Consider the following 1,121-nt stretch of genomic DNA (forward strand, 5'->3'; position numbering starts at 1 on the left):
TCGCGGTCGGGCGCGGTCGTCCTCGTCGATTTCGTCGGGAGGGTCGGGCGGATGTGACGGACGGCGCTAGGATCACGCGTCGTACAGGGATATTGGGGGATTCGGCATGATGAACGGTGGACGCCGTGGTCGGCGCATGACAGCTCCCACATCGTGATTGGCACATCGTGATCATCAACGAGGCGCAGGTCGCCGCGGCGCTGCCCGCCTACGAGCTCGGCGAGATCCTCGGCCGGGGGGCCTTCGGGCTGGTGGTCAAGGGCCGGCACCGCGAGCTGGACCGCCCGGTGGCCATCAAGATCCTGCCCGCGGGCACCGACGAGGCCGCGGCGAGCAGCCGGGCCGAGGCGCGCCTGCTCGCCGCCCTCGACCATCCGCACGTGGTGCGGGTCTACGACTCCATCCCCGCCGGCGACCTCCATCTGATCGTCATGGAGCTGCTCGGCGGCGGCACCCTGACCCGCCGCCGGGCCGGCATACCGCCCGAGGCCGCCTGCGCGGTCGGGCTGGCGGTGGCCGCGGCGCTGGGCAGCGCGCACCAGCGGGGCGTCCTGCACCGCGACATCAAACCCGACAACATCCTGTTCGACGCCGCCGGGCTGCTGAAGGTCACCGACTTCGGCATCGCGAAACTGGTGGAAGGGTCCGCGACCACCGCCAGCGCGATCGTCGGCACCCCCCGGTACATGGCCCCCGAGCAGCTCCTCGCCAGGCGGCTGAGCCCGGCCACCGACCTGTACGCCCTGGGCGTGATGCTCTACGAGCTGCTGGGCGGCGCGCCGCCGTTCGACCCCGCCCTGCCGCCGACCGTGCTCGCCCAGCACCACATCTACACCGTTCCCGCCTCGCCGGCCGGCGTGCCCGCGCCGGTAGCCGCGGTGATCATGCGGGCGCTGGCCAAGGACCCGGCCACCCGCCAGCCGTCCGCCCACGCCTTCGCCCTGGAGCTGGCCCGCGCCGCCGCCGTGTACGGCCCGGGCTGGGCCGCCCGCGCCGGCATCACCCTCCGCCTGGACGACGACCTGCGGGCCGCCGTCCAGCAGCCGGCCGCCGCGCCGCCGCCGTTCCCGAGCGGCCAGGCCCGCCCGGGCGTCGCGCCGACCGCCAACATCGGCCAGCCG

At 74.7% G+C, this 1,121-nt stretch carries 1 protein-coding gene; it reads left to right on the top strand.

Annotated elements, in window-relative coordinates; translation table 11 throughout:
* Positions 1 to 167: 167 nt before the first annotated feature.
* Positions 168 to 1,121 (top strand): serine/threonine-protein kinase (locus AC5LSR_RS18280; protein WP_493468726.1); only part of this gene is annotated, 954 nt, incomplete at its 3' end.

The organism is Protofrankia sp. CiP1_Cm_nod4 (assembly GCF_982290645.1).